This is a genomic window from Allosphingosinicella sp., from assembly GCF_036387615.1.
Lineage (GTDB): Bacteria > Pseudomonadota > Alphaproteobacteria > Sphingomonadales > Sphingomonadaceae > Allosphingosinicella.
In genome coordinates, this window is record NZ_DASVTH010000010.1 from 1 (window position 1) to 8,262 (window position 8,262).

The window sequence follows — 8,262 nt, forward strand, 5'->3', positions numbered from 1 at the left end:
AAGGCCCGCAAAAAGAAGGGGCGGCCTTCGACAAGCTCAGGCCGAACGGCAGCGTAAATCAACCCGATCAGAAGCGGGAACTCACGCCCTCTGCGACGCGATCCAGTCGTCGACCTTGCGTTCGAGCACGGTGAGCGGCAGCGCGCCCGTCATCAGCACCTGCTCGTGGAAGCCGCGAATGTCGAAGCGGGGCCCTAGCGCCTTTTCCGCCCGCGCGCGCAGCTCCAGGATCTTGAGCTGGCCGACCTTGTAGGCGAGCGCCTGGCCCGGAATGGCGATGTAGCGCTCCACCTCCGCGGTCGCGTCGGTGCGCCCCATCGCGCTGTTTTCGAGCATGTATTTGATCGCCTGATCGCGGGTCCAGCCCTTGGCGTGAATGCCGGTATCGACCACCAGCCGCATCGCCCGGAGCATCTCGTCATCCAGCCCGCCATAGCGCTGATACGGATCGGTCATCATGCCGAGTTCGTCCCACAAGGTCTCGGCGTAGAGCGCCCAGCCTTCGGCGAACGCGGTATTCCCGCCGAAGCGCATGAAGTTGGGAAGCGCCTCATTCTCCTGGGCGAGGCTGATCTGGAAGTGGTGGCCCGGCGCGCCCTCGTGCAGGTACAGCGTCTCGATGCCCGGCGTGGTGCGCGAGGGCAGGTCGTAGGTGTTGTAGTAGAAGACGCCGGGGCGCGATCCGTCCGGCGTGCCGCCCTGATAGGATCCGCCGGCGTCGGTCTTCTCGCGGTAGGCGGGCACCGGCCGAATCTCGAGCTTGCTCTTGGGCAGCGTCGAGAAGAGCTCGCCGATGCGGGTGTCGACTTGGCGGCCGACTGCATAATAGCGCTCGGCCAGCCATTCCTTGGACTGCGGCTTGAACTTGGGATCGGTCCGAATGTGCTCGAAGAACTGGGCGAGCGTACCCTTGAAGCCGACCTTGTTCTTGATCTCCTCCATCTCCGAGCGAATGCGCCGCACTTCGCTGAGGCCGAGATTGTGGACCGTGTCGGCATCGAGCGGCAGCGTCGTGTTCTGCTCGATCAGGAAGCGATAAAGCTGCGGGCCGCCCTTCATGTGGACCAGCCCCTCCCCTTCGCGCGCGACCGGCAGATACTCGTTCTTGAGGAAGTCGCGAAGTCGGATCAAAGCCGGCCGGATCTCGTCGCGGATAACGGCGGCGTGAGCGGCGCGCAGGCGCGTCTGGTCGGCCGCCGGAACGGCGTCCGGGAACTTCTTGACGGGCCCGTAGAGCGTCGCCCCCTCGACGCCCTGGTTGATCTGGATGTTCAGCTGATCGATGATGTTGCGCACGACGAGCTTGGGCTGGACGACGCCGCTCGCCATGCCCTCCCGGAAGCGGCCGATCGCGCGGTCGACCAGCCGGGCATATTGATGATGCCGCTTCAGATTGTTCTCGTAATCGGCCGCCGTCTTGAACGGCGCCGCGCCCTGGCCTGAGGCGAGATCGGGATAGAAAGTGTGGAAGCCGAAGAAATGGTCGATCGGCCGAACTTCGGTCAGCGGCAGGATTTCGGGCGAGAGCGAACGAAGCGTCAGCTCCTGGTCGCGTTTGAACACGTCATAGGCGATCCGGTCGGTGGGCGAGAGCGAAGCGCGGTCGATCGCGGCGAGCCGCGCCAGATCGTCCTGCGCGGCCTTGCGCTCGGCCTGCGTGTATGCGTCGGTCAGGAAGTCGCCGAGCTGGTCCGCATAGCGGTAATCGCCGCGGAACAATGCCGAGAGCGGGTTGCGGCGAAGATTGGCTTCGTCCGAGGCCTTGAACAGGCCGTGGAGCCGCTTGCCCGCTTCGGCCGGAGATTCGCGCGAGCCGGATGCAACCGCGGAGGGCGTCTCGGCCATTGCTGACGCCGTCTGCACCGGGGCTTGATCCGCCGTGACGCAAGCGGAGAGTGCGAACAGGCAGGCGGAGGCGGCGAGGAGCTGGAATTTGCGAGTCATCGGGAGGCTTTCTGGACGGGCTGTGTTGCCGCTCTAAGACGGCGCAGGCGGCCGAGCAAGCGCATGTGTCGTGCTCCTGCGAAAGCAGGGGCCAAGTTTCTCAAGCTTGAGCTGCTGCGCTCCTGCCTCCGCAGGAGCAGGGTTGGTCAGTCCATCTCGCGGCCTCGGACCATTACCCAGTCCACCTTTTCCAGCGCGCGGACATTCTGGAGCGGGTCGCCGGAGACGGCGATCAGGTCGGCGGAATAGCCGGGCGCGATGCGCCCGACCTCGTTCTCCAGGCCGAGCAGCTTGGCGGCTGCGGTCGTCGCGGATGCGATGGCTTCCGCGGGACTCATCCCCACCAGATCGACCAGCTGGGCGAATTCCTGCGCATTGCGGCCATGTTCGTAGACAGACGAGTCGGTGCCGAACACGACCGGCACGCCAGCCGCGCGCGCCGCGCGGGCCGCGTTGCCGACGACGTCGAGGGTCATGCGGACCTTGGCCGCGACCGGTGGCGTGTACGCATTTCTGCCCAGGCCTTCGCGAATGCCGGTGAACGCCATCAATGTCGGGACCATCACGGTGCCCGACGCCTTCATCGCCCTGAGCGCCGCTGCGTCGGCGAAGGTGCCGTGCTCGATCGAGTCGACGCCGGCGCGCGCCGCCGCCTCGATCCCGCGCGCGCTATGGGCGTGGGCGGCGACCTTGAGGCCGAGGCTGTGGGCCGTGTCGACGATCGCCTTGAGCTCCGGATCGGTGAAATGCTGGCCGAGGCCGCGCGCCTGCTGTGAGAGCACGCCGCCGGTGGCGGTGATCTTGATGAGATCGGCGCCGTCGCGCGACGCTTCGCGGACGCGCTGGGCGCATTGCTCCGGCCCGGTGCAGGTGTTCCGATTCTGCAGCGCCTCGGTCACTTCCGGGCGGAAGCCGCTCACGTCCGCATGGCCGCCGATGATCGAGATGCTCGACCCCGATGTGACGATGCGCGGGCCCGGCACCACGCCTTCGGCGGTCGCGCGGCGCAGCGCGAAGATCACGTCGCGCGGGGCGCCGACATCGCGCACGGTAGTGAAGCCGGCCCGGGCGGTGATGCGGGCATTCTTCGCACCCAGCATGGCCGACCATTCGTCCGTGTCGATCGCGTCGCGCCAGTAGTCGCCGCCGGGATCGCCGGACAGGTGGGTGTGAGTATCGATCAGACCGGGCAGCACCGTCTTCTGGCGCATGTCGATGACACGCGCTCCGCCCGGCGCGGACTGGAACCCGTCAGCAATGCCGGTGATCTTGCCGTCCGTGACCGTGATCGTGGAAGGCCCGAGCGGCCGGCGCGCGGCGTCGGTGATGACGCGGCCGGCATGGACGACCAGCGTCTCGGCGGCGGCAGGCACGGCGGCGCTCAGGAGCAGGCAGGCGGAAAACAATCGAGAAATCATGTGGCGCAGCATCCCCGGAGTGGCTCGGGAATGCTGCGCCAGCCCCACCCGGTTGGCAAGGCCCTCAAGCGGGCCCGCCATCCCCCCGGGCGAACTTGTCAGGCGCCGAACAGCTCGTCCTGCTTGCGGCCGCCGCCCGCCTTGGCGGCGGCGAGCTCGCGCTCGGCATTGTCGACCGCCTGGTAGATCGAGTCGGCGCTGGCGACGGCGCGGGGCGGCTGTGTCGATCCGCAGGCCGCGAGCAGCAAGGCTCCTGCCAGTGGTAACAACCTGCCCATCGTCTTCGCGCCTCCAACTTGTGTTTCGCTGGACCCGCTGTGCCTACGCCCGGCATGAGTCGCAGCAGCGCGTCGACGGCAGCGGGTCAGCGCTCGACGGGCATGCACATGTGTCGACGGAAGCGGCGGCGCGCACGACGAAAACGCCCCGCCGGCACAGCCGACGGGGCGCTTGTCACTTTGAAGTCCGACTGAGCCTTACCAGAAGAAGTCGTGGATCACGTCGATGACTTCGCCGGTGTAGGTATCGACCAGCAGCACATCGTCATAATAGCGGATCCAGCGCGTACCCGGATAAGCGTGCGGCAGGCGATAGGAATAAGGATCGCTCAGCCAGTAACGCTGCCCGAAAAAGAGCGGCTCCAGGAAGATGCCGATCGAGAAGCGGCTGTAGCCATGGCCGCGATAGGGCGCGTAATAGCGGCCCGGGCTGTAGAGCGCTCGGTTCTGGTAGCGGTAGCGCTGCCAGTTGTAGCGCTGGTCCTGCCGCCAGTTGCGGTCCCAGCGGCGCTGGGCCTGGCGATAGTCGCGCCGGTCCTGGCGGTAATTCTGCCGATATTCGCGGCGGTCCTGGCGCCACTCGCCGCGATCCTCGATGCGGTCGGCGCGGCGCTCCAGGCGATCGGCGCGGTTCTCGAGCCGGTCGGCACGCTGTTCGAACCCGCGATCCTCGTGCCGGTCGGCGCGGCGCTCGAGCCGATCCGCTCGGTTCTCGAGCCGGTCCGAACGGCGCTCGGAGCGGTTCGCGATCTGGGCGGCGGTCGCCAACACGGGGCGATCGGCACGGCGCTCCATCCGCTCGGCGCGGTTCTCAAGCCGGTCGGCGCGGCGCTCGGCGCGATTTTCGCCACCGCTCTCGACGCGGTCGGCACGACGCTCGACGCGCTCGGCGCGGCGTTCCTGGCGCTGCTCGCGAGCTTCGGCGTCGCCGCCGTTCCAGCTCTGCCGCACGGAGCGGGCGGCTTCCCGCTGCTCCTGGCGATCGGCGCCGCCCTTGGCGGCGTTGCGCGCCGCGATGCGCTCGTAGCGCTCGCGCGCCCGCTCCGAGCGCTCACTGCTGTCCTGCGCGGAAAGCGGCGTGGCGGCCGCTGCCGCCATCAGAAATCCAATGATGAGTTTACGCAACTGATCTCTCCTGTCGGGCGCGAGCGACGGCTCGCCCCGATGAGGACAGCTTGTGCCGAATCGGGGATGAGCCGTTGCTGAACTCACCTGAACGCTGCCGTTCAGGGACGCTTGGGCGCAGGCCTGAGCGAGGGCGCCGTGCGGCGCGCGTCCTCCGGATCGATGCGGGGCGGGGGCGCGGCAGCGATCGGCTCTCCGGCGGCCTTGGCCCGCGCGGCCCGGCGCACCGCCTCGCGGACCCGGGGGTAGGTGCCGCAGCGGCAGATCACATCGACCGCAGCGTCGATCTCGGCATCGCCCGGGGTCGGGTTCGCTTCAAGCAGGGCGGCGGCGGCCATGATCATGCCGGACGTGCAAAAACCGCACTGCACCGCCCATTCGGCCACCCAGGCCTGTTGCACGGGATGGGACCGGTCCCGCGACAGGCCTTCGATGGTGGTTACGAAACTGCCCTCCAGTTGTTCGATCCGCACCTGGCAGCTCTTTACCGCCTTCCCATCCACGTTGACGATGCAGAACCCGCATTCGCCGGTGTCGCATCCATATTTCGCGCCGGTGAGATTGGACGCGTCACGGAGCGCCCACAGCAGGGGCGTTTGCGGGTCCATCCGGTACTGGACCGCCTCTCCGTTGACGGTAAAGCGCATGGCCATAGACTCTTAAGGCGAGGGGAAAAGCGTGGAAAGCGAAAGGATCGCCGTCAGCGTCGAGGACGGCGTGGCGCACGTGGAGCTGATCCGCGAGCCCAAGCTCAACGCCATGGACGGCGCTTTCTTCAGCGCGCTGGGCAAGACCTTCCGCCGGCTGGGGTCCGAAGGCCAGGTGCGCGCGACCCTGCTGTCCGGGCGGGGCAAGCACTTCACCGCTGGGCTCGATCTCGAATATGCGGCGGGCCAGTTCGGGCCAGCGACCGACCCGGGCCGGGCGGCGGAAGCGCGGCTGCGTCATGTCCACTGGCTGCAGGATTCGTTCACGGCCGTCGCCGAGTGCCGAGTGCCAGTGATCGCCGCCGTGCATGGCGGGTGCATTGGCGCAGGGGTGGACCTGGTTTCCGCGTGCGACCTGAGGGTCTGCTCGGCCGACGCCTTCTTCCAGGTGGCGGAGGTGGACGTGGCGATCACGGCGGATCTCGGGACCCTGCAGCGCCTGACCTACCTCATCCCCGAAGGGGTGGTGCGCGAGCTGACCTACACCGGCCGGCGGATGGACGCGGACGAAGCGGCGCGTCTGTCGCTGGTAAACCGGGTGCTGCCCGATCGCGCCGGGGCAATCGCCGCGGGCCTGGAACTCGCCCGCACGATCGCGGCGAAATCCCCGCTCGCCGTGGCTGGCGCGAAGCTTTCGCTCAACTACAGCCGCGGCCGTCCGGTGGAGGAGGGTTTGCGGCAGGTGGCGTTGTGGAACGCGGCCACCCTGGGTTCGGCCGACCTCGGCGCCGCCCTGCAGGCGCGCCTTTCCCGTTCGCAAGCGCAGTTCAAGCCGCTGGACGAATGACCTTTCCAGCTTGAAAAAGCGGCACCCCCCGTGTATCGGCGCGCCCAACGGCGTGGGCTTGCTCACGACGAGACTTTTTCTTTGGTCTTACGGATCAGGCACTTGCCCATGGGCGAGCTGCCGCTTTTGATGGAGAGTGACGGGCCTTTATGCAAATCATCGTTCGCGACAACAATGTCGACCAGGCGCTGCGAGCGCTCAAGAAAAAGCTCCAGCGTGAAGGCGTCTACCGCGAAATGAAGCTGCGCCGTCATTATGAAAAGCCGTCGGAGAAGCGCGCCCGCGAGCGTGCAGCCGCCGTTCGCCGCGCCCGGAAGCTCGAGCGCAAGCGGATGGAGCGCGACGGCGGGCCGCGCTAAGACCTCAGCGATCGAAGAGGGTGCAGCCTTGCGTTGCATTCACGAGGCGGCGATAACCACGCCGCCTTTTCTTTTGCCCTGAGGGTGTGCCCATGTCCGTCACCGCCGTTCCGATCCGTCCGATCAAGAAAGGATCGGTTTTGAAGCTGTGGGTCGCGCTCGGGCTGCTGTCCGTGGCTGCCGGCGGGCTCGCCTGGGCCGGAACGAGCGCGCAGCAGGTGGAGACCACCGCGTCGGGATTGATGTATCGGGTGATGAAGCCCGGCACCGGACCGCGTCCAACCGTTCGGGACATCGCCATCATCGACTATACCGGCCGGCTCACCGACGGGTCGGTGTTCGACACCAGCGAGGGCAAGCAGCCGATCCCCATCCCGGTCGGTCCCGGCGGATCGATCCCGGGCTTCTCCGAAGGCCTGCAGCTGATGCAGAAGGGCGGCACCTACCAGCTCATCATACCCTGGAACCTCGCCTACGGCGCCGATGGCCGTCCGCCTGTGATCCCGCCCAAAGCGGATCTTGAGTTCGAAGTGACGCTGATCGATTTCCTGCCGCAGGAAGAAGTAATGCGGCGAATGATGCAGGGCGCCCAGACACCCGCCATGTAAGGACGCGGTGATCTTAGTTCCTAACGTCTGGGCGGCTGCCCTCCTATTCCTGCCATAGCCAGGATTGCGGAACCGACATCGTCATTTACTTGGCCGGAATCGTCTCCGCCGGATGGAGCGAGCCTCCGGCCCGCCCTCCGCGGAAGGCGGTGAACCAGCTGATCGGATTCACGTATTGCGAGGTGCCGTCGAGTGAGAAGGTGATGAACTCGGCGCGGCCGCCGATATTCTCCCACGGCACCGCACCGCCCAGGCCTTGCTCGGCAAGCGAGACGCGGCTGTCGGCCGATTTGTCGCGGTTGTCGCCCATCAGGAAGACATGCTTTTCTGGCACCTTGGTCTTCGGAAAATCATCGACATTGTCGTTATAGCCCATGTCGATCGTGTCGTATGATCGCCCGTTCGGCAGCGTTTCGCGGAAGATCGGCAGGCGGCAATAGGTCTTGCCGTCCCGCCCGGTCACGCGCTGGTCGCCATATTGGTCGGGCAGGCAGGGCAGGTTGTCGTCCACCGGCAGCAGCACGGCCGGCCGCTCCTGACGCTTCACCGGCAGGCCGTTGATGATGAGCTCACCATTGATCATTTCGATCTCGTCGCCCGGCACGCCAATCACGCGCTTGATATAGTCGGCGCTCTGTCCGGGAGGCGTGACGATCACGACGTCGCCGCGGTCCGGAAGCGAGCCGAACAGGCGCCCGGAGGTTGGCGGAAAGATGTGGAAGCTCGGGCTCACCCACGACCAGCCGTAGGGATATTTGCTCACCACCAGCCGGTCGCCCTTGAGCAGAACCGGCATCATCGATTCCGACGGAATGTAGAAGGGCTTGGCGATGAAGCTGTGAAAGGCGAGCACGGCCAGGATGAGCCAGAAGATCGCCTTGATCTCCCCCCACCAATCAGTGCCCTTGTTCTCGGGCTTGGCAACCGCCTTGGCCGGCTCTGTCGGCTGGGCGGCGATGCTGATCGGGTCGCTTGCGCTCACCCTCTACTCCTTGATCGGACTGGCTGTGATGATGACGAACGCCTGCGCGAAAGG

At 66.7% G+C, this 8,262-nt stretch carries 9 protein-coding genes; 3 read left to right on the plus strand and 6 right to left on the minus strand.

Annotated elements, in window-relative coordinates; all coding sequences use genetic code 11:
• Positions 1–81: 81 nt before the first annotated feature.
• The 5 genes from VF631_RS01645 to VF631_RS01665 form a co-directional block, all read right to left on the minus strand.
• Positions 82–1,944, minus strand: a complete 1,863-nt coding sequence (locus VF631_RS01645; protein WP_431848523.1) for a DUF885 domain-containing protein — start codon at positions 1,942–1,944, stop codon at positions 82–84.
• A gap of 146 nt (positions 1,945–2,090) precedes the next feature.
• The gene (locus tag VF631_RS01650; RefSeq protein ID WP_431848524.1) at positions 2,091–3,362 is read right to left on the minus strand and encodes an amidohydrolase family protein; all 1,272 of its coding nucleotides are present in this window, start codon (positions 3,360–3,362) and stop codon (positions 2,091–2,093) included.
• Between the two features lie 98 nt (positions 3,363–3,460).
• Positions 3,461–3,640 carry a hypothetical protein gene (locus tag VF631_RS01655; RefSeq protein ID WP_431848525.1) on the minus strand — a complete coding sequence of 60 codons (180 nt, stop codon included), beginning with the start codon at positions 3,638–3,640 and terminating at the stop codon, positions 3,461–3,463.
• Positions 3,641–3,838: 198 nt separating this feature from the next.
• The gene (locus VF631_RS01660) at positions 3,839–4,765 is read right to left on the minus strand and encodes an RcnB family protein (protein ID WP_431848526.1); all 927 of its coding nucleotides are present in this window, start codon (positions 4,763–4,765) and stop codon (positions 3,839–3,841) included.
• 101 nt (positions 4,766–4,866) lie between these two features.
• The gene (locus VF631_RS01665) at positions 4,867–5,418 is read right to left on the minus strand and encodes a (2Fe-2S)-binding protein (protein ID WP_431848527.1); all 552 of its coding nucleotides are present in this window, start codon (positions 5,416–5,418) and stop codon (positions 4,867–4,869) included.
• A 25-nt stretch (positions 5,419–5,443) separates the two neighbouring features.
• On the opposite strand from VF631_RS01665, the gene VF631_RS01670 reads away from it, so the two are divergent.
• The 3 genes from VF631_RS01670 (at position 5,444) to VF631_RS01680 (ending at position 7,226) form a co-directional block, all read left to right on the plus strand.
• Complete coding sequence (locus tag VF631_RS01670; protein WP_431848528.1) at positions 5,444–6,259, plus strand: crotonase/enoyl-CoA hydratase family protein; 816 nt, start codon at positions 5,444–5,446, stop codon at positions 6,257–6,259.
• 149 nt (positions 6,260–6,408) lie between these two features.
• Positions 6,409–6,618 (plus strand): 30S ribosomal protein S21, encoded by a 210-nt coding sequence (gene rpsU, locus VF631_RS01675; protein ID WP_295374235.1) that lies wholly within the window; start codon positions 6,409–6,411, stop codon positions 6,616–6,618.
• A 92-nt stretch (positions 6,619–6,710) separates the two neighbouring features.
• The gene (locus VF631_RS01680; protein WP_431848529.1) at positions 6,711–7,226 is read left to right on the plus strand and encodes an FKBP-type peptidyl-prolyl cis-trans isomerase; all 516 of its coding nucleotides are present in this window, start codon (positions 6,711–6,713) and stop codon (positions 7,224–7,226) included.
• 85 nt (positions 7,227–7,311) lie between these two features.
• Here VF631_RS01680 and lepB read toward each other — a convergent pair whose 3' ends face one another.
• Entirely contained in the window at positions 7,312–8,208 is an 897-nt protein-coding gene (gene lepB, locus VF631_RS01685; RefSeq protein ID WP_431848530.1) for a signal peptidase I, read from the minus strand.
• Between the last annotated feature and the right edge of the window lie 54 nt (positions 8,209–8,262).